The organism is Pseudomonas haemolytica (genome assembly GCF_009659625.1).
GTDB lineage: Bacteria > Pseudomonadota > Gammaproteobacteria > Pseudomonadales > Pseudomonadaceae > Aquipseudomonas > Aquipseudomonas haemolytica.
Genome location: NZ_VOIW01000007.1, coordinates 358,006 through 380,558 on the forward strand (window position 1 = coordinate 358,006; position 22,553 = coordinate 380,558).

Sequence of the window (22,553 nt, forward strand, 5' to 3'; positions counted from 1 at the left end):
GATGAATCTGACTGAACCCCGCGAACTGGCACCCTTGCTGGAAGCCTTTCTCCTGGCCTCGGGTAAACCGCAATCCCTGGAGCGCTTGTTCGAACTCTTCGAGGAAGCCGAGCGCCCGGAGCCGCCGGTATTCAAGAAGGCCCTGGAGATCCTGCGCAAATCCTGCGACGGCCGCGCCTTTGAATTGCGCGAAGTGGCGTCGGGTTATCGTCTGCAGATTCGTGAGAAATTTTCGCCGTGGGTCGGCCGGTTGTGGGAAGAACGCCCGCAGCGTTATTCCCGAGCGATGCTGGAGACCATGGCGCTGATCGCCTATCGCCAGCCGATCACCCGTGGCGAAATCGAAGATGTGCGTGGCGTGGCGGTCAACAGCCATATAGTCAAGACCCTGCTGGAGCGCGAGTGGATCCGTATCGTCGGCTACCGCGACGTGCCGGGCAAACCGGCAATGTTCGCCACCACCAAGGTGTTCCTCGACCATTTCAACCTGAAAAACCTAGACGACCTGCCGCCCCTGGCCGAACTGCGCGAAATGGAAGCCGAGCCGGTGCTGGACTTCGACGACGCGCCGGTCCCGGCCAGCCTGCAGGAACTGGCCGACGCCAGCGCCGAGCCTGAAGAGCCCAAGGATGAAACCAGTTTCCATACCTTGCTGCTTGAGCTGGACGATATGGAGCAGGGGCTCAAGACCGATTTCGACGACTTGCTGCGTGACGGCGCGGCTGAACCTGAAACCCAAGTGAACGTTGAAGTTGAGCCTGAAGTCGAAGCAGAAGCCGAGGAAGATATCCTCGGCGTGGCCCAAGCCCGGGAAAAACTCCTGGCCGCTGTCGCTGCCCTAGAACAGCCACCGCTGAGCGACGAAGAAGACGAAGCCCGGGCGTTGGCCGAAGCTATTGAGGCGGAGCGCCGCGAATTCGAAGATTGATGCGGTCAATGTAGGAGGGGGCTTGCTCCCGATGGCAGTGGGTCAGTTGATGCATAGGTTGCTGACACGCCGCTATCGGGAGCAAGCCCCCTCCCACATTTGATCCCCATTGCCTGGGAGAAACCATGAGCTCCACCAAAGACCCGTGCATCAGCATCTGCAAATTCAGCGATGACATCTGCATCGGCTGCGGGCGCAGCAAGCGTGAAATCCGCGCCTGGAAGAAACTCGATAAAGTCGACAAGCGCACGGTATTGGCCGAAGCCGAGCTGCGCTTGCTGGCCCTGGGTGCCACCGGTCGGCGGAAAAGCAAATGACTTGGCGCTTATCGACTAGTCTGTGATGCGCAACACGCGCCATGCGCGTATGATTCGCGACCCCTTGGCGACCTCTTCGTCCAAGGCCCCGCTTTCAACACTCTTCAGGCCACGCCTGAATCGACCCACCGGGAGGTGCTTAAGATGAACGACAAAGACCAGAACGACAGCCAGGAAATCGGCCCAGCAGGCGAAAAACTGCAAAAGGTGCTGGCGCGTATCGGCGTGGGTTCGCGCCGCGACGTCGAAGCCTGGATCACCCAGAAGCGCATCAAGGTCAACGGCGTCGAGGCCACCCTCGGCCAACGCGTTGACTTGCACGATGCAATCACCATTGATGGCAAGGTCATCAAGCGTGAAGAGGCCGCCGAATCGGTACGCCGCGTGATCATGTACAACAAGCCCGATGGCGAGATCTGCACCCGTGACGACCCGGAAGGCCGTCCGACCGTGTTCGACAAGATGCCCAAGCCCAAAGAAGGCCGCTGGATCAACATCGGCCGTCTGGACATCAACACCACCGGCTTGCTGATGTTCACCACTGACGGTGAACTGGCCAACCGCCTGATGCACCCGTCCTACGAGATGGACCGTGAATACGCCGTGCGTGTACGTGGTGAAGTCGATGACGAGATGATCGAACGCCTCAAGGCGGGCGTGGTGCTGGAAGACGGCCCGGCCAAGTTCACCGACATCAAGCAGGCGCCAGGTGGTGAAGGTTTCAACCACTGGTACCACTGCGTGGTGATGGAAGGCCGTAACCGTGAAGTGCGTCGCTTGTGGGAGTCCCAGGGCCTGGTGGTCAGCCGCCTGAAACGCGTGCGTTTCGGCCCGGTGTTCCTGAACTCCGACCTGCCGATGGGCCGCTGGCGCGAAATGAGCCAGTACGAAGTCGACATCCTCAGCGCCGAAGTTGGCCTGACGCCCGTCGCCATGCCGCAGATGAACGCCAAGAGCAAAGACAAGCTTGAGCGTATGCAGCGTAAATCCTCGCGCCCGGTAGCGCGTACCGAGCGCGTGGCCCGCACGCTGCGCCCTGCGCTGAATGCACCGGCCACTGGCGGGCGTATCTCCCGTGAGCCGCAGATCGAAGGCGAGCGTCGCCCAACCGCGCCGTCCCGTCAGGAAGGCGACCGTGCTCCACGCACACCACGCCCAGCCCCGGCGGGTGGTCGCAGCAACCGTGGTGAAGCCGATCGTCCAGCTGACAACGCCAGCACCAAGCGTCCGGCCAAGCCGGCCGCTAACAAGCGCCCTGGGCCGAAACTGGTCGCGGACGAGCCGTCGGGCAAGCGCCGCGGCGCACCGGCCGGTTCCGGCCAGCGTCCGGGCTTTGGTCGCAAGAAGCCGCAGTGATGCTTTAAGTGCTACACAAAAACGCCAACCTCAGGGTTGGCGTTTTTTTTGATCTAAATTTGAAATGCAATCAACTGTGTTTTCGAGCCCTGTGTTCAGAAGGCAAAGGAGCCATCAAACACCGGCTTGTCATCCAGCGCCAACACCCCACTGGCAAAGATCAAATCCAAGTGATGACTGCCTTTCTGCCCACCGCCCAGGCCCAGGTGCAACCCGCAGTGGCGCTCCTCGAACCCGGCGTTGCGTGCATACAAATCCTTGACCCCTTCATTGGTACCAATCCCCAGTTCCTCCACACGACGGTTGGACGGGTTGGCATTCAGGTACTTGTTGAAATCATCCGCCAGCCCCGGCACGTCGCTGGCCACGCTGCAAATGGTCGAGTTCTCTATCCACAACTCCAGCGGTGATTGCAGCACGCCGTATTTGCGCGCAAACGGAATGGTGCTAAGAAAGGTGCCGACAAATCGCACCTGGCCGTTGATGGCTTCGCTGTGGGTGGCGATTTCGCCGGGGGCGAGGTCGTGGTTGCCGACGCCATTGATATTGGTCCACTTCTTGATGCTGCTCATCGGCGCTTCCAGGCGCGAGCCGTGCTTGTCGGTAAAGCTCAGCACATTGGCTTGGGACATACGCCGGATCAGGGTGGCGTTGAGGTCGGCGATGCGTTGCGGTTCGACGCTGAAGGTGTCGTAGAAATAGTCGCCATAATCCTTGAACAGCAGGGATTTCTTCCAATGCTCAGCCATCACCCCTTGCAGGGCGCGGATAAAGTCCGGGCCTTCGGCGCGTGGGTTAGGCAGGGTGGAGGAGTCGTAGAGAAACAGGTACAGGTCACAGGCTTCGATGGCTTGCACCAGGGCTTCGCTGGGAGCCAGGTCCAGGCGTTGCAACTGGAAGTTGAAGCGGGCGGCGCTGCCGTGGGTGATTGCCTGGGCGATGGCGTCGTAGCGTTCGGTGTGGCCCAGCAGCACGGTGGGGCGACTCAGGCCGCTGAGGGCCGGGTGGTGTGCGAGGTAGTAGAGAAAGTGTTCGACGGCGCGGGCCTTGTCCATGACGGGTGTCCTTCTGTGCCTTGGGTAAGGGGGCAGGTGCCGTGCACAGCACCTGCCGGATGCCTGCCGGGTGTTAGAAAGGCCACATCGCAGTGCCGAAAGGCACAACGGCATCGGCTTGCATCATTTCAACGGCGGCCTCATGGGTCGGCGCTTCAAACCAATCGTCAAGTTGCAGTTCGGTTTCCAGGTCTTTTTCCAGTGCTTGCATGGTGGATCTCCTAGAGGACGTTGTTTGAGAACGGCTTGCCCGCGGGCTTCGCAAGCAAGTGGAAAGAACCTAGAAGAGAGTGTTTCGAAATGCAAAAAATTTATTGACACGGTTTCATTTGGATTTTTTCTTCTGTTTTTTCGACGGTTTTTTTATTCAAGCAAAACAGCGAATTGGCTGAACCGATTCTTCGGAAACGTCCCACCGACAATTTTCTGTTGGCTGACGATAAAAGCTACCTGTAACGCAGGTTTTCCGTGGTGTAACGATAAATTTACGATAATGTCCAGCTGCCATTAGTCATGGCAGCGGCGTAAGGAATGTCTGACAGTTTGTCTTAGCTGCTTTGTGGGCTCGGCCCGAAGCGGTCGAGCGGTGTACAATGCGCCGCGTTTTACTGTGACCCCCCTTGCGTACCCACGCAAAAGGCCAAGACCCCAGGGTTTGTTTCCCCTGATCACTCCGCCTGGCCACGAGCCGGACGGGTTCGATTTCGTCACAGATAAAAACAAACAGGTGACGCATGACCGTTAGAAAGACGCTGTACTCCTGGTGCCTGCGCTGGGGTTTGAGCGGCGCTGCTTGAGTCGGTAATTCAAGGCAGCAACCTGCATTCAACCTCCTCAAACCTTGCGTGAGACCCTTTTCATGAGTGGACCCCATTCCTCTTCAGGCGAGCTGAAACGCGGCCTGAAAAATCGGCATATCCAGTTGATCGCCCTCGGTGGCGCCATCGGCACCGGCCTGTTCCTGGGCTCGGCCGGGGTGCTCAAGTCCGCCGGCCCGTCGATGATCCTGGGCTATGCCATCTGCGGCTTTATCGCCTTCATGATCATGCGCCAGCTTGGCGAAATGATTGTCGAAGAGCCGGTCGCCGGTTCCTTCAGCCACTTTGCCCACAAGTACTGGGGCGGCTTCGCCGGCTTCCTGTCGGGCTGGAACTGCTGGATCCTGTACATCCTGGTGGGCATGTCGGAGCTGACCGCCGTCGGCAAATACGTGCACTACTGGTGGCCGGAAATTCCGACCTGGGTCTCTGCGGCGGCCTTCTTCGTGCTGATCAACGTGATTAACCTGGCCAACGTCAAAGTCTTCGGTGAAGCCGAGTTCTGGTTCGCCATCATCAAGGTGGTGGCTATCGTCGGCATGATTGCCCTGGGCAGTTACTTGCTGGTCAGCGGCAGCGGCGGCCCGCAAGCCTCGGTCAGCAACCTGTGGGACCACGGCGGCTTCTTCCCCCACGGCGTCGGCGGTTTGGTGATGGCCATGGCGATCATCATGTTCTCCTTCGGCGGCCTGGAAATGCTCGGCTTTACCGCAGCCGAGGCCGACCAGCCACGCACCGTGATCCCCAAGGCGATCAATCAGGTGATCTACCGCATCCTGATTTTCTACATCGGTGCCCTGGTGGTGCTGCTGTCACTGACGCCGTGGGACAGCCTGCTGGCGACCCTCAATGCGTCCGGCGATGCCTACAGTGGCAGCCCGTTCGTGCAGGTGTTCTCGATGCTGGGCAGCAACACCGCTGCGCATATCCTTAACTTCGTGGTACTGACCGCGGCGCTGTCGGTGTACAACAGCGGCACTTACTGCAACAGCCGCATGCTGCTGGGCATGGCCGAGCAGGGCGACGCACCGAAGGCCCTGGCGAAGATCGACAAGCGCGGCGTGCCGGTGCGTTCGATCCTGGCCTCGGCGGCGATCACCCTGGTGGCGGTGCTGATGAACTACCTGATGCCCCATAACGCGCTGGAACTGCTGATGTCGCTGGTGGTGGCCACGTTGGTGATCAACTGGGCGATGATCAGCTTCTCGCACTTCAAGTTCCGCCAGCACATGAACCGCACCGGCCAGGTGCCGTTGTTCAAGGCGCTGTGGTACCCGTACGGCAACATTCTCTGCGTGGCGTTCGTGGTGTTTATCCTGGGCACCATGTTGATGATCCCCGGCATCGACCGCTCGGTATACGCGATCCCGGTATGGGTGGCGTTCATGGGGTTGTGCTACTGGATCAAGAACAGACGCAAGGCACAAGCCGCCGAGGGCACAGCGAGGACGGTTTTGGAGTAGGCCGTTTCCGATAAACAGAAAACCCGGCGCCAAGCCGGGTTTTTTGTGGGCGCGAGCAGGGTAGACTCGCCCCTCGTTTTTTGTCGACCCTTGCCCGGAGGTCCTATGCAGCACACCGATATCGACGGCGGCACCTTGCAGCGCTCTGATCTGGAAGACCTGATCGACCAGCACAGCGAGCCGTTACGGTTGATTGGGGTGGATTTGAGTGGGGCCGATCTGTCGCGGATGGTATTGGACCATTGGGTGTTCGAGCGCTGCATCCTGGCCCAGGCGTCTTTTCTCGGTGCGCGCCTTGAAGGCACGCAGTGGACAAGCTGCCGCGCCGGCCAGGCCGTGTTCGAGGCGGCGAACCTGTTGGAGGCGCAGTTCAAAGGCTGCGACTTGAACAACACCCGCTGGCAACGCAGCAAACTGTCCCAGGCGAATTTCACCCAGTGCAAGCTGACCGGCGCCAATTTCACTCATTGCGCGTCATTGGGGTTGAGCTTCAGCGAAACCCTGCTTAACAGTGCCTTTTTATCCGGCCTGTCGTTTGCCCGCACTGTGCTCAACAATCTGGATTTCTCCGACAGCGACTTGTCGGATGCAGACTTTCGCAAGGCTGAACTGATCGACTGCAGCCTCGCCCATGCCCGCATCAATGGCGCCAATTTCGCCGGAGCCGACCTGCGCGGTGCAGATTTGAGCGGGTTTCGCCTCAATGATGCCAAACTGTTCAAAGGCGCCGTGATTTCCAAAGCCCAGGCGTCGATGCTGTTATCCGAGTTGGGCTTGTCCGTTGCCTAGGGTTTTTGATTGATGCTGGTAATTTCCAACACTGTGCACCTGCCCGATGCCGAGATCGAGCTGACCGCCATTCGTGCCCAGGGCGCCGGCGGGCAGAACGTCAACAAGGTGTCGAGTGCGGTGCACCTGCGTTTTGATATCCCGGCGTCGTCGTTGCCGGAGTTCTACAAGGAGCGCCTGCTGGCGTTGCGCGACAGCCGTATCACCAGCGAAGGCGTGCTGGTGCTCAAGGCCCAGCAATATCGTACCCAGGAACAGAACCGCGCCGATGCGCTGGAACGCTTGGTGGAATTGATCCAGAGCGCCACCAAGGTGGAGAAAAAGCGCCGGCCGACCAAGCCTACCCTGGGCTCGAAAAAGCGCCGCCTGGAGTCCAAGACCAAGCGCGGCAGCATCAAGGCCGGGCGCGGCAAGGTCGACTTCTAGGCGTCGCGTATTTCCCGGGCCTTGGGGGCCTGGCGGTACAAGTACACACTCAGCAACAAGCCAGCGAACGCGGCCAGGGCGGCGAACAGGAAGATCGACGCAAAGCCGAAGCCCGCCGCCACGGCACCGGCCAGCGGCCCGGTGATGCCCAGCGACAAGTCGATAAACAGCGAATAGGCGCCCACCGCCGAGCCACGGCTGGAGGCTGGCACCAGATTGACCGCCTCCACGCCCAGCGCCGGGAACACCAGGGAAAAGCCGAAGCCACTCAATGCAGCGCCAGCCAAGGCCAGATGTGCGTCCGGCGCCAGCCACAACAACAGCAGGCCGAGCACTTCCACCGACAGGCAGGCAATCGCGACCCGAAAGCCGCCAATGCGGTTGATCAAATTGCCAAACAGCAAGCGAGCACCGATAAAGCTGGCGCCGAACAAGCTCAAGGCCCACACCGCGTTATCCCACTGCTGGGTGCTGTAGTACAGCGTGATAAAGGTGGCGATGGTGCCAAAGCCGATGGAGCCCAGCGCCAGCGCGCACCCATGGGGCAGCACCCGCCCCAGTACATTCATGAACGGTAAACGTACACCGGGCACAATCGGCGCCGCTTCTTTCTTCCAGGCCAACAGCACGCCCACCACCGCCAGCAGAATAATGCTCAGGCCCATGCTCCACAGCCCGAAGTGGCTGACCAGCAGCACCCCCAGCGGTGCGCCGACGGCCAGCGCGCCGTAACTGGCGATACCGTTCCAGGAGATGACCTTGGCCGTATTCGCCGCTCCGACGCGGCCGATGCCCCAGCCAATTGCACCCGAGCCCACCAGGCTTTCAGCGCTGCCCAGCACCAGTCGACCGATCAACAGGCTGCCCACGCTGATGGCCGGCAGGCTGGCAAACCACGCCGCGAGCAACATGAACACGCCACTCAGGCCACACCCCACCAGGCCAATCAGTACCGCGCGCTTGCTGCCCAGGTTGTCGATGATCTTGCCGGCATAGGGACGGCTCAGCAGGGTAGCCAGGTATTGCACGCTGATCACCAGCCCGGCAATCACCGCGCCATAGCCCAATTGGCTATGCACATAGCCCGGCAATACGGCCAGGGGAATGCCGATATTCAGGTAGCCAATAAAGGTAAACAGCACGATGGAAACGACTTGCAGCGTGACCGCCATGGGGCGCTGGGTATCTGGCATGGGAGAGGTCCACTGTCGCAGCAGGAAAAGATAGGCTGCTAATGATACCGGCGCGAAGGCCGGGCAGGGCGGCAAAAATGTAAAACGTCAGATCAAGAGCACATCAGGCCTGGGCGGGGGCCAGCAGTTGGGTGGTCACCAGGGCCGCCAGGGCGTTTTCCTGGGTGCCGAAACGCTTGAGCAGTGCCGCTTGCTTGTCTGCGCTGAGGCGGTTCCAGACTTCGACCATCTGCAAGGCAGCGTCGAGTACAGCAGCGTCCGGCGTATCGGGGAGGGTAGTGGTCATGATGGGGGTCTCGGATGATTCAGGCAGTGTGGAAAGCGCTTGAAGGTGCGCTTTCCACACGGTCTGGTACGGCGTCAGTCCTGGCTTTTGCTGTCGACTGGTTTTGCTTCTTTGGCCTCAGGCTGCTTGTCGCTGGCCTGCTGCGGTGTTGGCTGCTCAGTTGGGTGCAGGCTTGGGAAGGGGAGATTAGGTATCTCGTGCATCGTCGTCGCTCCTCGCAAGGTCTGTTTTTTCAATCGCAGGTAATTCCGCGCTCTCAAAAAGCCTTGGCAGGATACAGCACCGTAAATGACAAAAAGACTTTTATCTCCACGTATGCAGAATTTTTCATGGTTCAAACGCAAGTGACATGACGTCACACCCCTAGAAGGGCACCTTGCCCAGAATCATGTCGCGGTACATCACAAAATCCCCCAACAAGCTGTAGAACGGATGCTGAAAGGTCGCCGGGCGGTTCTTTTCGAAGAAGAAATGCCCTATCCAGGCAAAGCTGTAGCCCGCAACCGGCACGGCCAGCAGCAAGAGCAGTGAACCTCTGCCAACGGCGTATGCGAGGATACCGATCACCAAAGTGGTCCCGATAAAGTGCAGGCGCCGACAGGTGCTATTGCCGTGTTCGCTCAGGTAGTACGGGTAGAATTCGGAAAAGCTGTTGAATTTCTTGACGTTTTCCACGGTGACCGGCCCTCTGGTTGTTGTGCCGCCCAACAGGTGTTCGGCGGGGAGCTTATTTGAGTCTAGAGTGATCAGTGGTAACAGCCAGTGACAATAGATGCCACTTTAGTATCCTTGGCTTCCTGGCTGCTGTTTGAGCCTGCTTTATCAAGAAGACGCCATGAGCGAACGAACAACTTCTGCAAGCTGGGCGATGGGGATAGTCAAGGCGTTGGAAATGGACGGCCTGGATTGCCGTGCCTTGTTCAAACAACTGGGTCTGGATTATGCGGCCCTGAGTGACCCCGACGCGCGTTTCCCTCAGGACGCCATGACCCGGCTGTGGCAGCGTGCGGTGGAGGTGTCGGGCAACCCGGCAATTGGCCTGAACATGGGCAAGGTGGTGCGCCCGGCCTCGTTTCATGTCGCCGGTTATGCCCTGATGTCGAGCAACACCCTCGCCGAAGGTTTTAGGCGACTGGTGCGTTACCAGCGCATCATCGCCGAAAGCGCCGACTTGAGTTTCCGACTCTTACCCGAAGGCTATGCGTTGATTCTGACGGTCCATGGCGATCACCTGCCACCGACCCGACAAAGCGCCGAAGCCTCGTTGGCCAGCGCCCTGGCCCTGTGCGGCTGGCTTACCGGGCGCACCCTGCAACCGCGCAAAGTGCTGCTGCAGGGCGATCAACCGGCGGACCTGACGCCTTACAAACAGGCGTTCCATGCGCCTTTGCAATTCAATGCACCCTATGACGCGCTGATCTTCGAGCAAGCCGACATGGACGCGCCGTTGCCCACGGCCAACGAAGCCATGGCGCGGTTGCACGACCGCTTTGCCGGTGAATACCTGGCGCGCTTTTCCGAAAGCCGCGTGACCCACAAGGCGCGGCAAGTGTTGTGTCGCCTGTTGCCTCAGGGCGAACCCAAGCGCGAAGCGGTGGCCCAGACGCTGCACCTATCCCAGCGCACGTTGCAGCGGCGTTTACAGGAAGAAGGCACCAGTTTCCAGGCCTTGCTCGATGACACCCGTCGCGAACTGGCCGAGCAATATCTAGCGCAGCCAGGCATGACCTTGCTGGAAATTGCCTACTTGCTGGGTTTTGCCGACCCGAGCAACTTTTTCCGCGCGTTTCGTCGCTGGTTCGATGCTACGCCCGGCGAGTACCGGGCGCGATTGCTGGAAATGTCGGCGGTCAGTGGCGCCAGAACGCCGGAATACACAGCACAAACACCGTAATAATCTCCAGTCGGCCCAGCAGCATGCCCAGCGACAGGATCCACTTGGCCGCATCCGGCAGGGTGGCGAAGTTGCCGGCCGGGCCGATGGTTTCGCCAAGGCCCGGGCCGACTCCGGAGACGGTACTGGCGGCGCCGGTCAACGCGGTCATCCAGTCCACACCCAGCAATGACAAGGCCAGGGCGATCACGCAGATGGTGATGGCGAAGAAGAACGAAAAGGTCAGGATCGAGCGCACGATTTCTTCGTCAAGGCGATGACCGTTGTACTTCTGCTTGATCACGGCGCGTGGGTGAATCAGTTGGTTCAAGTTGGCCTTGAGCAGGATATAGGCGACCTGGAAACGGAAGATCTTGATACCGCCGGCCGTGGAGCCCGAGCAGCCGCCGATAAAGCCCAGGTAGAAGAACAACATCAGTGAGAAGTTGCCCCACAGGCTGTAGTCCCCCAGTGCAAAGCCGGTGGTCGTCACTACTGACGTCACGTTGAGCGCCACATGGCGCAAAGCATCGAGCCAGTGCAAGTCGGTGGTCCACCAGTACCAGGTGCCGAGTACCAGCCAAGTCACGAGCAACAGGCCGAGCAAACCTTGCACCTGCTGGTCCTTGATCAGTGCCCGACGGTTGCCGCGCAACGTGGCCACATACAGGGCGAATGGCAAGCTGCCGAGGATCATCACCACCACCGCGACCCAGTGCACCGCCGGTTGTTTCCAGTGCGCCAGGGACTCATCCGAGGTGGAAAACCCACCGGTGGAAATCGCCGACATCGCGTGGTTGATCGCATCGAACAAACCCATTCCGGCCCACCAGAATGCCAGGCTGCCTAAGATGGTGATGCCCACATACGCGGCTACGATCAGCCGCGCCACCATGTGCGAACGGGGCATGACCTTTTCCGAACGGTCCGAGGATTCGGTCTGGAACAGGCGCATGCCACCGATGCGCAGCAGCGGCAGGATCGCCACCGCCATGCCGATAAAGCCGATACCGCCGAGCCAGTGCAACAGCGAACGCCACATCAGGATGCCCGGCGACATGCTGTCCAGGCCGCTCAATACGGTGGCGCCAGTAGCGGTGATGCCCGACATGCTTTCGAAGAAGGAGTCGGTGTAGCTGATGTGCTGGGTCAGCAAAAAGGGCAGGGCGGCGAAGATGCACACCACCACCCAACTGCTGACTGTCAGCAGGTACATGTCCCGGGGGCGCAGGTGTATATGTTCGGGGCGACCGGGGATGACCAGGGCCAGGCCCGCGATAAAGGTAATCATGCTGGCCCACAGGAACGAGGGCAAATCGCTGGTACGTTCGAAGATCACCAGGGTGGCCATTGGAATGACCATGGCGATCGCAAGAGTGATCAGGAAGATGCCGATGATGAAACCGATGATGCGTAGGGTCGGCAACGCCATGAAATTCGCTCGGGTATGGGGAGTGGCGCCATTCTACCTGCGGTGCAGAACATGTAAACCGAGGCTGCCCCAGACGATGCCGATCAAATGTGGGAGGGGGATCTGTGGTGTTTGGTCGCGGGTATGAAAAAGGCGACCCGAAGGTCGCCTTTCTCAACTGCGTACGGATCAGAACTCGTGATCAGCGCTGTCCGGGTTCAGGTCGGTAATGCCCAGTTTGCCCGCAGCCGCTTCGATCGAACCGGTCTGCTTGACCAGTGCGGCGATGGCGTCGCGTACGATCTGGTTGCCCTTTTCATTGCCGGCGGCGATCAACTGGTCGTAGTGCTCGCCGTCGTTGGCGCGGTCTACCATCACCTGGATCTTGGCTTCGGTCGCCGCCAGGTCAGCCTTGAGGGCTGCATCGGCAGTCGGGTCGGCCTTGGCCACCAGGGACGACAAGCTGGCACCGGTCAGTTTGGTGCCGTCAACACGGGTGTATTCGCCCAGGTAGACGTTGCGGATGCCCTTGGCGTCGTAGAACTGCGAGTTGTGGGTGTTATCGCTGAAGCAATCGTGCTCGTCTTCCGGCGAGTTGGCTTCCAGGGACACCTTCATGCGCTCACCGGCCAGTTCACCAAGGGACAGGCTGCCCATGCCGAACAGCATTTTGCGCAGGCCGTCGGTGGCAGGCTCCGACTCCAGGGTGGCGCGGTAGTTGTCTTCGACGTTGGGCTTCCAGTTGCCGACCATTTCTTCCAGGTCGCTGACCAGCAGTTGGGTCACGGCGCGCAGGTAAGTGCGACGGCGCTCGTTGTGGCCGCCAGTTGCACCGTCACCGGTCATGTAGTCCGAGGCCGGGCGGTTGCCCGCGCCTGGGCCGGTGCCGTTGAGGTCCTGGCCCCAGAGCAGGAATTCGATGGCGTGGTAGCCGGTGGCAACGTTGGCTTCGGAACCGCCCAGCTCATTGAGGCTGGCGAGTTTTTCCGGAGTGATTTCCTTGACGTCGATCTTGTCTTCGCCAACCTGGATCTCGTTATTGGCGATGATGTTGGCAGTGGCGCCCGGGTTACCCAGTGCGTGCTCGTAGGATTTGTCGACGTAGTCGATCAGGCCCTCGTCCAGGGGCCAGGCGTTCACTTGGCCTTCCCAGTCGTCGATGATGGTGTTGCCGAAGCGGAACACTTCGCTCTGCAGGTACGGCACGCGAGCGGCGATCCAGGCGGTACGGGCCGCTTTCAGGGTTTCGTCGTTCGGGTTGGCGAGGAAAGTATCGATCGCGGTTTGCAGGGTTTTCGCGGTGGATTCGGCATCGCTGTAGACGGCAAATACCATGTCCGCGTAGTGCGCGACCACGGCCTTGGCGGCCGCTTCGTCGACCTGGCCTGCCGCCGGTGCGGTAGTGCTGGCGGCAGCGGGTGCTTGAGGCGCGGCGGCCTTGTCTTTACCTTCGCCGCAACCGGCGAGAGAAATGGCAATGGCCAGCAGACTGGCGGTGGCCAGGGGCATACGAATCATGGCGAACATCCTGCTTCGATTGTGAATAGGGCGCGCGGGGAGCGCAAAAGCTGCGACATAATGCGAAAGATTTGCATTTTGTGTAAAGGCTTATGCGCGGGAAATATTTAGTATCGGTCTGTTAGTTCAAAGACTCACCGCGTTATTGCGCTCGGACTGTTTCAAATAAGCCGCCAACTCCCGCGCCTGCAGCGGTTTGCTGTAGTGATAGCCTTGCCCCTCGTGGCAACCCTCGGAAATGATGTAAGCCTCTTGCTCAGCGGTCTCCACGCCTTCGGCAATCACCTGCATGCCCAGGCTTTTGCCCAGTTGAATAATGGCGCGCACGATCGTTGCATCATCGTCGTCATCCTGCAGGTCCTGAACGAAGCTCTTGTCGATCTTGATCTTGTCCAGCGGCAGGCTTTTGAGGTAACTCAGGGATGAATAGCCGGTGCCGAAGTCATCAATGGCGATCAGCGCCCCGGAGCGACGCAGGCTCAGCAGGTGCTGGGCGGCGGTGCTGATGTCTTCCATCAGGCCGGTCTCGGTGACTTCCAGCTCCAGGCTGCGCGGCGGCAGGCGATAGATCTGCATCAGGTTGTTGACCACGCGCGGCAACTCGGTGTGGTGCAATTGCACGGTGGACAGGTTGACCGCCATGCGCAGCGCGGTGAAGCCCAGGTCATGCCATTCGCGCAGTTGCCGGCACGCCTGGTCCAGCACCCATTCGCCAATTGGAATAATGGTGCCGTTCTGCTCCGCCAGCGGGATAAATAGGTCAGGCGGTACCAGGCCGTGTTCCGGGTGGTGCCAGCGCAACAGGGCTTCCACGCCGACCACGCGGTTGTCGCGGTAGCTGATCTGCGGTTGGTACACCAAGTGGAACTGGTCGCGACCCAGGGCGTCACGCAGGTCTTTTTCCAGCTCGCGGCGCCGGCGCATTTCGCTGTCGACGCTGGCGATATAAAACTGATATCGGTTGCGCGAGCGGCTCTTGGCCAGGGTCATGGTCTGCTCGGCTTTTTGCAGCAGCTTCTCGGTGCTGTCGCCATCTTCCGGGAACAGCGTGATGCCGATGGTTGCGCGCAGGCGGATCAGGTCATGGTCTAAGGCGAACTCAGCCTCCAGGTCGTCGAGGATGCTTTGCGCCAGTTCGGCGGCTTCGTAAGGTTGGTCGATATCGGCTTGCACCAGGGCGAACTGGTCGCCGCCCAAGCGGGCGAGGGTGCCAAGGCGACCGCTGTGGGCGCGCAAGCGGTCGGCCAGGGCCAGCAGCAGTTTGTCGCCGGCCTGGTAGGTGAATTGTTCGTTGACGCTCTTGAAGTCATCCAGCCCCACGCACAACACCGCCACGCGTCGTTGGCGACGGCCGGCATCGGTGAGGATCTTGTCCAGTTGCTCCTGCAACTTCTGGCGGTTCGGCAGGCCGGTGAGGAAGTCGTACTGGGCCATGCGCAACAGGCTCGATTCAGCCTCGTGGCGCAGATGGGTATTGCGCTCTATGGATTCGAGCAACTGGTTGGCGGTGTTTATCCACAGCCCCAGCTCGTTGCGTTCGTGACCCTTGAGCTGAGGGATCTTGTGCTCGCTGGGTCGGTCCGGGTTGATCGAGGTCAGGTGCTCGATGATCCGCGACAGTGGTTTGGTCAGCAGCCAGTGATAAACCAGGTACAGCACCAGGCCCATGGCCAGGGCGCGCAGGACGCCGGAAATAAAGATGATCACAGAGCTGACAATAAAGCCTTTGCCGTAGGTGGCCGTATCGAGGGTGATACTCAGGTCGCCGTAATATTCGCTGTAAGGGCCCTTGCCGACCAATGCGGTGGTGAACGTGCGTTCCTGGCCAAGAATCAGGTCGGTCAACCAGCGGCTGGGGGACTGCTGCAAGGCGCGGCTTTTTTCCGCGAGCATGGTCTCGTTGGGGTGACCGATGGAGGCCATGCGCACTGCGTCGTCCTGGAACAACCCTTCGATCACCTGCATGCCCATCTCGCGGTCCAGGCTGTAGACGGCCTGGGTCGATGGGTCGCGAAACATGTCGAGGATGCGCTGGGCATCGCCGGCCACGGCCTGGCGCGTCTTGTAGGCATCGAAAACGATCTGCGCCACGCTCAGCGCCACGCCCACGATCAATGCCGACAGCAGCACAACCCGTAGCAACTTCACCGACAAGCTGTTCTTGAGTTCCAGCTTCAAAGGGGCATTCCTTGTCTCATGCGGGTGGCCTTCAATATGCCATGAGTATTGGCAATCTCGAGAGGGCAGTCAAAGGGACATTGGAACCTGAGTGCAATTGAGGTTTTGGCTGGATAAGCCTAGAGAGGCGCTCGCTTATGTCCGGGCTTGTCAGAAGCGAGGAAGGTCAGGGGGCGAAGCCCAGCAGGGAGAAGGCGGAGGAGATCCGCCTTCTAGTTGTCGACGTTTTTAAAAATTGATCTGACCTTGAGGCTGTTGCTCTTCCCCACCGACCTTCGCGCCTTCACCGACCGTGTCCAGGACTTTGTTTGCCAGGTCCATTGCGCCGTTTGCCAGGTCCAGCCCTTTATCAACAATACCCGCTACGATTGGGACTGCACCCGCAACCCCCGCTGCCATCGAAATAGGATCCATCGTCATTCTCCACATTGAGTTAGGAGGTTTATTCCTCCTGGCGTTTGTGTGGTGAATTGTTACTGTTGAGTTCCGGTATTTCTGGCCTATCAGTCCGGCGCCCATAGAAAAGCCCGGCAATTGCCGGGCTCTTTCTACTGCAAGCGTTGCTTAGGCAGTGAAGGTCTTGCCTTCGAACTGCTCAGCCACGAACTTCCAGTTGACCAGGTTCCAGAACGCTTCCACATACTTTGGACGCACGTTGCGGTAGTCGATGTAGTAGGCGTGTTCCCACACGTCGCAGGTCAGCAGCGGGGTGTCGCCGCTGGTCAGCGGGTTGCCGGCGCCGATGGTGCTGGCCAGGGCCAGGGAGCCGTCAGCCTTTTTCACCAGCCAGCCCCAACCGGAACCGAAGGTGCCGACGGACGTCTTGGTGAACTCTTCCTTGAACTTGTCGAACGAACCGAACGCAGCGTTGATGGCCTCAGCCAGTGCGCCGGTAGGTTGGCCGCCGGCGTTTGGCGCCAGGCAGTTCCAGTAGAAGGTGTGGTTCCAGACCTGAGCGGCGTTGTTGAAGATACCGCCCGAGGAAGACTTGACGATTTCTTCCAGGGTCTTGCCTTCGAACTCGGTGCCTGGCACCAGGTTGTTCAGGTTCACGACATAGGTGTTGTGGTGCTTGTCGTGGTGGTATTCCAAGGTTTCCTTGGAGATGTGCGGCTGCAGGGCATCGTGTGCGTAGGGCAGCGGCGGCAATTCGAAAGCCATGATGATTCTCCTAATCAGGTCAGTTGCGGTGAGCGCAAGGCCGATCACGGGCGGCCAAACAAGCGCCGGGGAGTTTGTACTCTTTGCGGCGCAGGGTCCGGATCATAGCACCGGGGTTGCGGCAAAACCACGCAACAACTGTGTGGGATAGAGGTTCCAGAGCGTTTTGGATTATTCCTCAGGCACTGATCAATTGATAGGCCACGCTGAACATCATTACCGCGACCAGCAAGTCCAGCAGGCGCCAAGTGGCCGGGCGCGCCAGCCACGGTGCCAACCATGCTGCGCCGAGGGCCAAGGTGGCAAACCACAGGAACGAAGCACTGGCCGCTCCCGCGACATAGGCGCCAGGTTCGGTTTGTTGAGCCCCCAGTGAGCCGATCAGCAGTACGGTGTCCAGATACACATGGGGGTTGAGCAGCGTCACCGCCAAGGCACTGAGCAATACAGCTCGCAATGAACGCACCTTGAGGTTTGCCCCTTGCTCCAGGCTCTGTTTCGAAAACGCCCGACGCAAGGCCAGGGTGCCGTACCACAACAGGAACGCCGCGCCACCCCAGCGGGCAATCGCCAGCAGCAGCGGGTTTTGCGCCAGCACGGTGGCCAGGCCGAATACCCCGGCCGCCACCAGGATGGCATCGCACACGATGCACAGTGCCGCCACCGGCAGGTGATGTTCACGCCGCAGACTTTGCGCCAATACAAACGCATTCTGGGTGCCGATCGCCATGATCAGGCCGAGGGCTACCAGCAAACCGTTCACATAACTTTGCCACATAGGGTTTACTCCGCGTCCGCTGCCAGTTGCCGCAATACGTTCATGGCCCGCTCGGCATCGGCGCGACCGACAAACAGATGGTCGTGGTAGTAGCCGGCAATCACATTGCAACTGATACCTGCCTTGCCCAGCGCGCTGGCGAACGCGGCGGTCAGGCCTACGGCTTCGAGCGCGGAATGCACGTTGAGGGTGATCCATGCGGCGACATAGTCGAAGTTCAACCCGGCCTGTTCAGCCTGTTGCCGTTCGACAATCAACGTCAGCCCTTCCTGTTCACGAAAGCTGCCGATGACTTCACACCCTTGAGGAATGTGGTTATCAGGCAATGTGCAGAACACATAGTCGCCGTCATTCAAGTGCGGGCTCATGCTGCGCAGCAGGGTAGCCAGGGCGGTTTCGCCAGCCATGTGAGGTTTCCTTAAAAGAGGGGGAAGCAATGCTGGTCATTGTCACGGCGGAGGCTGTATAAGAAAAACCAATATTGCTGATCGCTCATTAGAGAAACTGATGTTCGACTATAAATTGCTGTCTGCCCTGGCGGCGGTGGTGGAACAGGCTGGCTTTGAACGCGGTGCCCAGGTGCTGGGGTTGTCGCAGTCGGCCATCTCCCAACGCATCAAGTTGCTGGAGGCGCGCATCGGGCAGCCGGTGCTGGTACGTGCCTCGCCGCCGACGCCCACCGATATCGGTCGGCGCCTGCTCAACCATGTGCAACAGGTGCGCTTGCTCGAACGTGACCTGCAAAGCCAGGTGCCGGCCCTTGATGAAGAGGGCATGCCCGAGCGCCTGCGTATCGCCCTGAATGCTGACAGCCTTGCCACCTGGTGGGCCGAGGCCGTCAGCGATTTCTGTGCCGAACAGCATTTGTTGCTGGACCTGGTGGTGGAAGACCAGACTGTCGGCCTCAAACGCATGCGTGCCGGTGAAGTGGCGGCCTGTATCTGCGCCAGCGAGCGCCCGGTGGCCGGCGCTCGCAGCCTGTTGCTGGGCGCCATGCGTTATCGGGCGCTGGCCAGCCCAGCCTTTATAGCCCGGCATTTTCCCGAGGGCGTGCGGGCGGACCAATTGGCACGCACGCCGGCGCTGGTGTTCGGCCCGGATGACTTCCTGCAACACCGTTACCTGGCCTCCCTCGGGGTGGACGGTGGTTTCGAACACCATTTATGCCCCTCATCTGAAGGCTTTATCCGCCTGACGGAAGCCGGCCTGGGTTGGGGCCTGGTGCCTGAATTGCAGGTGCGCGACCAGTTGGAAACCGGCGTATTGGTCGAGTTATTGCCAGATAAGCCCATCGACGTGCCGCTGTACTGGCATCATTGGCGCAGTGGCGGGCAACTGTTGGGCTTGTTGACCGACCATCTGGCCCAGGCGTGTGGTCAATGGTTGGTGCCGTTGGAGTAGCGGCGGACGTCAAGGCAACAGCGATGAAAAACGAAAGAACACGGAGTACTACATGAAAATTCTGGTCACCGGCGCAAGCGGCTTCATCGGCGGGCGCTTTGCGCGTTTCGCCCTTGAGCAGGGCCTGGGTGTGCGGGTCAACGGGCGGCGCGCCGAAGGTGTGGAACACCTGGTACGGCGCGGTGCCGAGTTTATCCAGGGTGATTTGAATGATGCCGACCTGGTACGCGACCTGTGCCGCGATGTCGAAGCCGTGGTGCATTGCGCCGGTGCCGTTGGGCTATGGGGCAAGTATCAGGACTTTCATCAAGGCAATGTGCTGGTCACCGAAAACGTCGTTGAAGCCTGCCTCAAGCAGCGCGTCGGGCGCCTGGTGCATCTGTCGTCGCCGTCGATCTACTTCGATGGCCGCGACCACGTGGGGCTCACCGAAGAGCAGGTGCCCAAGCGTTTCAAGCATCCCTATGCCGCGACTAAATACCTGGCCGAGCAGAAGGTCTTCGGTGCCCAGGAGTTCGGCCTTGAAGTGCTGGCGCTGCGCCCGCGGTTTGTCACCGGTGCCGGCGACATGAGCATCTTCCCGCGCCTGCTGAAGATGCAGCGCAAAAATCGCCTGGCCATTGTCGGCGACGGCCTGAACAAGGTCGACTTCACCAGCGTGCACAACCTTAACGAAGCACTGCTCAGCAGCCTGCTCGCCCCCGGCTCGGCGTTGGGCAAGGCCTACAACATCAGCAATGGCGCGCCGGTGCCGGTGTGGGATGTGGTCAACTATGTGATGCGGCAAATGGAGTTGCCTCAGGTGACCCGTTACCGCTCCTACGGTTTGTCCTATAGCGTAGCGGCCCTGAATGAAGCCTTCTGCGCGATGTGGCCGGGGCGGCCCGAGCCGGCCTTGTCGCGCCTGGGCATGCAAGTGATGAACAAAGATTTCAGCCTCGATATCAGCCGCGCCAGGCATTATCTCGACTACGAGCCCAAGGTCAGCCTGTGGGCCGCGCTCGACGAGTTCTGCAGCTGGTGGAAGGCCCAGGACCCGGGCCTCAAATAAGCTCATAACCAGCAACACATCGGGAACCGAATTCCAGGTTCCCGGTCGATCCATGCGCCGGGAGTGCGGTTTATACTCCTGCCGCTCGGCTTCCCAGCCAGCCATCTCATTGATTCAGGGTAGATTCATGCGTAACGATGCAAACGACGATCTCGACAACGTTCCCACCCTGCGGGCCGACCATGGGGACGACGATGATTTCGTGCCGACTCCAGCCACGTCGGTGCGCTCGCGAACGACGCCCGTGGTCAAGGTCAAGAGCGCCAGCACCGGCCCGTTATGGGCATTGGTCGGCGCACTGCTGATTGCCTTCGCCGGCCTTGCCTGGTGGAGCTTCCAGCAGATTTCCCTGATGGGCCAGCAGTTGGTCGCCACCCAGGAAAGCTTTGCACGTATCAGCGAGGAAGCAGCTGGACGCCTGCAGGCTATTTCCGGCAAGGTCGTGGCCAGCGAAGCCAACGTCAACAACGGCAGCGAAGCATTGAAACTGCAGATCAAGCAGTTGCAAGACCAGTTGCAGGAGCAGGGCAAGCAACAGATGGGCGTAGCCGGCCAAGCCACCGAGCTGGACAGTCGCCTGGCTCAAATGAGTGCCAGCACCACCGAGCTGACGACGGCGAACGCCAAGTTGCAAGGCGAGGTGCAGGCCCTGACCGACGCCGTTGCCACCCTCAAGGCAGCACAGGGTGAGATCAAGGACCTGTCCACCGATGTGGCGGCCTTGAAAAAACAGGGCAACCCAAGCGCGGCCATCGCCCGCCTCGAGCAGGACCTGCTGGTACTCAAGAGCACCCAGGAAAACCAGCCAGCCAACATCGATGCGCCAACCAACAAGGAGTTCGACGTGTTCCGCATCCAGACCACCCGCAACATCACCACCTTGCAGAGCCAGGTGCAGAACCTGCATCAGCGCCTCAATGCGCCGGCGGCAATTACTCCGTTGGGTCAATGACCACAGTTATAAGCTGTAAATGAGATCTAAATGTGGGAGGGGGCTTGCTCCCGATAGCTGTATGTCAGTCACCCGATATAGTGGCTGATACACCGCCATCGGGAGCAAGCCCCCTCCCACATTTAGATATCCACGATCCTCAGGGCTTCGATTGTCACCGCCCGGTGACATTTCTTTTCCCCTTCGTTACTTGCCCCTCCTGCGCCCTTGTTTAGACTCCGGTCATCCCACAAAAAACAATAAGGGCTCCCCATGACCACGCAACCACTGCCTGCCAGCAGTTGGCTGAACGCACCTGCCCATCACACTTGGCTCGCCGCCGAAGGCCAGCGCCTGTTGGCGTTCGCCAAGGCGTCGAGGCTCCCGGACGGTTTCGGCAACCTGGACGATAAAGGCCAACTGCCGGCCAATGCCCACGCCGAAACCATGAACACCGCCCGCATGACCCACAGTTTCGCCATGGCCCATGCCATGGGGCTGCCCGGTTACGCGGAGCTGGTGGCGCATGGCGTCAATGCCCTCAACGGGCCGCTGCGCGACAGCGAGCACGGTGGCTGGTTCGCCGCGCCCAACGCCCTCGATGGCAACACCGGCAAAGCCGCTTACCTGCATGCCTTTGTGGCCCTGGCCGCCAGCTCTGCCGTGGTGGCCGGCGCACCCGGTGCGCAGACCTTGTTGAACGACGCTATCCATATCATCGACCAGTTCTTCTGGAGCGAGGAGGAGGGCGTCATGCTCGAATCCTTTGCCCAGGACTGGAGCGGCGTTGAAGCCTATCGCGGCGCCAACAGCAACATGCACGCCACCGAAGCCTTCCTGGCCCTGGCCGATGTCACCGCAGATACCCGGTGGCTGGACCGTGCGCTGCGCATCGTCGAGCGGGTGATCCATACCCACGCCGCCGGCAACCAGTTCATGGTGATCGAGCATTTCGATGCGCAGTGGAAGCCGCTACTGGGCTACAACGAAGACCACCCCGCCGACGGCTTTCGCCCCTACGGCATCACCCCTGGCCATGGTTTCGAATGGGCGCGGCTGGTGCTGCACCTGGAAGCCGCGCGCCTGCAGGCCGGGCTCAGCACGCCAGATTGGTTGGTGAGCGACGCCAAAAACCTGTTTGCCAGCGCCTGCGAATACGCCTGGGCTGTGGATGGCGCTGCCGGCATCGTCTACACCTTGGACTGGAATCATCGCCCGGTGGTACGCGAGCGTCTGCACTGGACCCACGCCGAAGCCAGCGCCGCAGCGCAAGCCTTGCTCAAGCGTACCGGCGAGCTGCATTACGAGACCTGGTACCGTCGATTCTGGGAGTTCTGCGAAACCCACTTTATCGACCGCATCAACGGGAGCTGGCACCACGAGCTCAGCCCCCACAACCAGCCCAGCAGCAAGATCTGGGGCGGCAAACCCGACCTGTACCATGCCTGGCAAGCGGTGGTGCTGCCTGCGCTACCCTTGTCACCCAGTATGACCAGCGCTTTAGCCCGGGGCGGTTATGTCACCAAGTGGTGACATTTGTGCGTCCCTTTGTTACCTGCACCCCGAAAATCCATGTTTAAACTCCGTGCAGCGCAAGCTCTAGACTTGCATGCATAACAA

Annotated in this window: 24 protein-coding genes; 12 read left to right on the top strand and 12 right to left on the bottom strand. The window is 60.2% G+C overall.

The window, feature by feature from the left end; all coding sequences use genetic code 11:
* The first annotated feature begins 1 nt into the window (after window position 1).
* The 3 genes from scpB (at window position 2) to rluB (ending at window position 2,601) form a co-directional block, all read left to right on the top strand.
* Window positions 2–928, top strand: coding sequence for an SMC-Scp complex subunit ScpB (gene scpB, locus FRT59_RS23330; protein ID WP_034115725.1), 927 nt, complete (start codon window positions 2–4; stop codon window positions 926–928).
* 125 nt (window positions 929–1,053) lie between these two features.
* Window positions 1,054–1,245 (top strand): DUF1289 domain-containing protein, encoded by a 192-nt coding sequence (locus FRT59_RS23335; protein WP_153872492.1) that lies wholly within the window; start codon window positions 1,054–1,056, stop codon window positions 1,243–1,245.
* Window positions 1,246–1,389: 144 nt separating this feature from the next.
* Complete coding sequence (gene rluB, locus FRT59_RS23340) at window positions 1,390–2,601, top strand: 23S rRNA pseudouridine(2605) synthase RluB (protein WP_071484392.1); 1,212 nt, start codon at window positions 1,390–1,392, stop codon at window positions 2,599–2,601.
* Window positions 2,602–2,696: 95 nt separating this feature from the next.
* On the opposite strand, the gene FRT59_RS23345 is transcribed toward rluB, so the two are convergent.
* Window positions 2,697–3,656, bottom strand: coding sequence for a CgnE/CgnB domain-containing protein (locus tag FRT59_RS23345; protein WP_153872493.1), 960 nt, complete (start codon window positions 3,654–3,656; stop codon window positions 2,697–2,699).
* Window positions 3,657–3,729: 73 nt separating this feature from the next.
* Window positions 3,730–3,867, bottom strand: coding sequence for a hypothetical protein (locus FRT59_RS27030; RefSeq protein WP_003237751.1), 138 nt, complete (start codon window positions 3,865–3,867; stop codon window positions 3,730–3,732).
* Window positions 3,868–4,515: 648 nt separating this feature from the next.
* Between FRT59_RS27030 and FRT59_RS23350 the strand changes: the two genes are divergently transcribed.
* The 3 genes from FRT59_RS23350 (at window position 4,516) to arfB (ending at window position 7,152) form a co-directional block, all read left to right on the top strand.
* The gene (locus FRT59_RS23350; RefSeq protein ID WP_153872494.1) at window positions 4,516–5,937 is read left to right on the top strand and encodes an amino acid permease; all 1,422 of its coding nucleotides are present in this window, start codon (window positions 4,516–4,518) and stop codon (window positions 5,935–5,937) included.
* 105 nt (window positions 5,938–6,042) lie between these two features.
* A complete protein-coding gene (locus FRT59_RS23355) occupies window positions 6,043–6,726 on the top strand; it encodes a pentapeptide repeat-containing protein (protein ID WP_153872495.1) in 684 nt (227 codons plus the stop codon).
* 12 nt (window positions 6,727–6,738) lie between these two features.
* Window positions 6,739–7,152 (top strand): alternative ribosome rescue aminoacyl-tRNA hydrolase ArfB, encoded by a 414-nt coding sequence (gene arfB, locus FRT59_RS23360; protein WP_034115719.1) that lies wholly within the window; start codon window positions 6,739–6,741, stop codon window positions 7,150–7,152.
* On the opposite strand, the gene FRT59_RS23365 is transcribed toward arfB, so the two are convergent.
* Together FRT59_RS23365 and FRT59_RS23370 are read right to left on the bottom strand one after the other, a co-directional pair.
* Complete coding sequence (locus FRT59_RS23365) at window positions 7,149–8,345, bottom strand: MFS transporter (RefSeq protein WP_153872496.1); 1,197 nt, start codon at window positions 8,343–8,345, stop codon at window positions 7,149–7,151. The genes arfB and FRT59_RS23365 overlap by 4 nt on opposite strands.
* Before the next feature lie 103 nt (window positions 8,346–8,448).
* Window positions 8,449–8,631 (bottom strand): hypothetical protein, encoded by a 183-nt coding sequence (locus tag FRT59_RS23370; RefSeq protein ID WP_032879737.1) that lies wholly within the window; start codon window positions 8,629–8,631, stop codon window positions 8,449–8,451.
* A 14-nt stretch (window positions 8,632–8,645) separates the two neighbouring features.
* Between FRT59_RS23370 and FRT59_RS27035 the strand changes: the two genes are divergently transcribed.
* Window positions 8,646–8,984 carry a hypothetical protein gene (locus FRT59_RS27035; RefSeq protein WP_034115717.1) on the top strand — a complete coding sequence of 113 codons (339 nt, stop codon included), beginning with the start codon at window positions 8,646–8,648 and terminating at the stop codon, window positions 8,982–8,984.
* Between the two features lie 10 nt (window positions 8,985–8,994).
* Here FRT59_RS27035 and FRT59_RS23380 read toward each other — a convergent pair whose 3' ends face one another.
* Window positions 8,995–9,306: an Mpo1-like protein gene (locus FRT59_RS23380; protein ID WP_034115716.1), complete on the bottom strand. Its 312-nt coding sequence runs from the start codon at window positions 9,304–9,306 to the stop codon at window positions 8,995–8,997.
* A 160-nt stretch (window positions 9,307–9,466) separates the two neighbouring features.
* Here FRT59_RS23380 and FRT59_RS23385 point away from each other — a divergent pair, with 160 nt between their 5' ends.
* On the top strand, window positions 9,467–10,525 hold the full coding sequence (locus tag FRT59_RS23385; RefSeq protein WP_153872497.1) for an AraC family transcriptional regulator: 1,059 nt from the start codon (window positions 9,467–9,469) through the stop codon (window positions 10,523–10,525).
* Here FRT59_RS23385 and FRT59_RS23390 read toward each other — a convergent pair.
* The 7 genes from FRT59_RS23390 to FRT59_RS23420 all read right to left on the bottom strand — a co-directional run bounded on the left by FRT59_RS23390 (window position 10,482) and on the right by FRT59_RS23420 (window position 17,957).
* Window positions 10,482–11,936, bottom strand: a complete 1,455-nt coding sequence (locus tag FRT59_RS23390) for a TrkH family potassium uptake protein (RefSeq protein WP_034115714.1) — start codon at window positions 11,934–11,936, stop codon at window positions 10,482–10,484. The two genes, FRT59_RS23385 and FRT59_RS23390, sit on opposite strands and share 44 nt — an antisense overlap.
* A 168-nt stretch (window positions 11,937–12,104) precedes the next feature.
* The gene (locus FRT59_RS23395; protein ID WP_034115713.1) at window positions 12,105–13,433 is read right to left on the bottom strand and encodes an imelysin family protein; all 1,329 of its coding nucleotides are present in this window, start codon (window positions 13,431–13,433) and stop codon (window positions 12,105–12,107) included.
* Window positions 13,434–13,559: 126 nt separating this feature from the next.
* Window positions 13,560–15,611 (bottom strand): putative bifunctional diguanylate cyclase/phosphodiesterase, encoded by a 2,052-nt coding sequence (locus tag FRT59_RS23400; RefSeq protein WP_034115712.1) that lies wholly within the window; start codon window positions 15,609–15,611, stop codon window positions 13,560–13,562.
* A 228-nt stretch (window positions 15,612–15,839) separates the two neighbouring features.
* Complete coding sequence (locus FRT59_RS23405; protein ID WP_153872498.1) at window positions 15,840–16,025, bottom strand: hypothetical protein; 186 nt, start codon at window positions 16,023–16,025, stop codon at window positions 15,840–15,842.
* Window positions 16,026–16,175: 150 nt separating this feature from the next.
* Window positions 16,176–16,772: a superoxide dismutase gene (locus tag FRT59_RS23410; protein WP_003212997.1), complete on the bottom strand. Its 597-nt coding sequence runs from the start codon at window positions 16,770–16,772 to the stop codon at window positions 16,176–16,178.
* A gap of 178 nt (window positions 16,773–16,950) precedes the next feature.
* Complete coding sequence (locus FRT59_RS23415) at window positions 16,951–17,550, bottom strand: LysE/ArgO family amino acid transporter (RefSeq protein WP_034115710.1); 600 nt, start codon at window positions 17,548–17,550, stop codon at window positions 16,951–16,953.
* Window positions 17,551–17,555: 5 nt separating this feature from the next.
* Entirely contained in the window at window positions 17,556–17,957 is a 402-nt protein-coding gene (locus tag FRT59_RS23420; RefSeq protein WP_153872499.1) for an ACT domain-containing protein, read from the bottom strand.
* A gap of 100 nt (window positions 17,958–18,057) precedes the next feature.
* Here FRT59_RS23420 and FRT59_RS23425 point away from each other — a divergent pair, with 100 nt between their 5' ends.
* From FRT59_RS23425 to FRT59_RS23440, 4 genes are all read left to right on the top strand, one after another.
* Complete coding sequence (locus FRT59_RS23425) at window positions 18,058–18,951, top strand: LysR family transcriptional regulator ArgP (RefSeq protein WP_034115708.1); 894 nt, start codon at window positions 18,058–18,060, stop codon at window positions 18,949–18,951.
* 52 nt (window positions 18,952–19,003) lie between these two features.
* Window positions 19,004–20,002, top strand: a complete 999-nt coding sequence (locus FRT59_RS23430) for an NAD-dependent epimerase/dehydratase family protein (protein ID WP_153872500.1) — start codon at window positions 19,004–19,006, stop codon at window positions 20,000–20,002.
* Window positions 20,003–20,129: 127 nt separating this feature from the next.
* Window positions 20,130–20,954: an ATPase gene (locus FRT59_RS23435; RefSeq protein ID WP_153839048.1), complete on the top strand. Its 825-nt coding sequence runs from the start codon at window positions 20,130–20,132 to the stop codon at window positions 20,952–20,954.
* A gap of 252 nt (window positions 20,955–21,206) precedes the next feature.
* Complete coding sequence (locus tag FRT59_RS23440; protein ID WP_153872501.1) at window positions 21,207–22,466, top strand: D-mannose isomerase; 1,260 nt, start codon at window positions 21,207–21,209, stop codon at window positions 22,464–22,466.
* The last annotated feature ends 87 nt before the right edge of the window (window positions 22,467–22,553 follow it).

Coding starts and splice junctions, on each gene's coding strand:
- scpB (WP_034115725.1), top strand. CDS start 2: ATGAATCTGACTGAACCCCGCGAACTGGCACCCTTGCTGGAAGCCTTT.
- FRT59_RS23335 (WP_153872492.1), top strand. CDS start 1,054: ATGAGCTCCACCAAAGACCCGTGCATCAGCATCTGCAAATTCAGCGAT.
- rluB (WP_071484392.1), top strand. CDS start 1,390: ATGAACGACAAAGACCAGAACGACAGCCAGGAAATCGGCCCAGCAGGC.
- FRT59_RS23345 (WP_153872493.1), bottom strand. CDS start 3,656: ATGGACAAGGCCCGCGCCGTCGAACACTTTCTCTACTACCTCGCACAC.
- FRT59_RS27030 (WP_003237751.1), bottom strand. CDS start 3,867: ATGCAAGCACTGGAAAAAGACCTGGAAACCGAACTGCAACTTGACGAT.
- FRT59_RS23350 (WP_153872494.1), top strand. CDS start 4,516: ATGAGTGGACCCCATTCCTCTTCAGGCGAGCTGAAACGCGGCCTGAAA.
- FRT59_RS23355 (WP_153872495.1), top strand. CDS start 6,043: ATGCAGCACACCGATATCGACGGCGGCACCTTGCAGCGCTCTGATCTG.
- arfB (WP_034115719.1), top strand. CDS start 6,739: ATGCTGGTAATTTCCAACACTGTGCACCTGCCCGATGCCGAGATCGAG.
- FRT59_RS23365 (WP_153872496.1), bottom strand. CDS start 8,345: ATGCCAGATACCCAGCGCCCCATGGCGGTCACGCTGCAAGTCGTTTCC.
- FRT59_RS23370 (WP_032879737.1), bottom strand. CDS start 8,631: ATGACCACTACCCTCCCCGATACGCCGGACGCTGCTGTACTCGACGCT.
- FRT59_RS27035 (WP_034115717.1), top strand. CDS start 8,646: ATGATTCAGGCAGTGTGGAAAGCGCTTGAAGGTGCGCTTTCCACACGG.
- FRT59_RS23385 (WP_153872497.1), top strand. CDS start 9,467: ATGAGCGAACGAACAACTTCTGCAAGCTGGGCGATGGGGATAGTCAAG.
- FRT59_RS23390 (WP_034115714.1), bottom strand. CDS start 11,936: ATGGCGTTGCCGACCCTACGCATCATCGGTTTCATCATCGGCATCTTC.
- FRT59_RS23395 (WP_034115713.1), bottom strand. CDS start 13,433: ATGATTCGTATGCCCCTGGCCACCGCCAGTCTGCTGGCCATTGCCATT.
- FRT59_RS23405 (WP_153872498.1), bottom strand. CDS start 16,025: ATGGATCCTATTTCGATGGCAGCGGGGGTTGCGGGTGCAGTCCCAATC.
- FRT59_RS23410 (WP_003212997.1), bottom strand. CDS start 16,772: ATGGCTTTCGAATTGCCGCCGCTGCCCTACGCACACGATGCCCTGCAG.
- FRT59_RS23415 (WP_034115710.1), bottom strand. CDS start 17,550: ATGTGGCAAAGTTATGTGAACGGTTTGCTGGTAGCCCTCGGCCTGATC.
- FRT59_RS23420 (WP_153872499.1), bottom strand. CDS start 17,957: ATGGCTGGCGAAACCGCCCTGGCTACCCTGCTGCGCAGCATGAGCCCG.
- FRT59_RS23425 (WP_034115708.1), top strand. CDS start 18,058: ATGTTCGACTATAAATTGCTGTCTGCCCTGGCGGCGGTGGTGGAACAG.
- FRT59_RS23430 (WP_153872500.1), top strand. CDS start 19,004: ATGAAAATTCTGGTCACCGGCGCAAGCGGCTTCATCGGCGGGCGCTTT.
- FRT59_RS23435 (WP_153839048.1), top strand. CDS start 20,130: ATGCGTAACGATGCAAACGACGATCTCGACAACGTTCCCACCCTGCGG.
- FRT59_RS23440 (WP_153872501.1), top strand. CDS start 21,207: ATGACCACGCAACCACTGCCTGCCAGCAGTTGGCTGAACGCACCTGCC.